1 pseudogene is annotated in these 277 nt (G+C 67.1%); it reads left to right on the forward strand.

Going from position 1 to position 277, the window contains the following annotated elements:
- Window positions 1-181 (forward strand): annotated as a pseudogene (locus tag ACZ2XM_RS15500) (hypothetical protein); the annotation flags it as partial.
- Window positions 182-277 lie beyond the last annotated feature (96 nt).

Raw genomic sequence — 277 nt, forward strand, 5'->3', positions numbered from 1 at the left:
GGTTCTCGCCGGGTTCGGCACCGACGTGCAGAAGCAGCAATGGCTGCCTCGCCCCGCTGAGGGCGATGTGGCCTCGTTCGCGCTCATGGAGCCCGGCGCCGGCTCTGACCCCGCCGGACTGCGCACGACCGCGACTCGGGACGGCGACGACTGGTCATCTTGGACTGACCCCGTCTTGTAGGTCCAGTCGTTGTGTGAGTCGTCCTGTCGCCCGAGGGTTCGGGCAGGGAGACTGGTCAGATCATGACGAACAGCAGGAAGCGTCACACCCCGGAGC

It is taken from the genome of Psychrobacter sp. CoH-33_TS_01 (assembly GCF_058189395.1).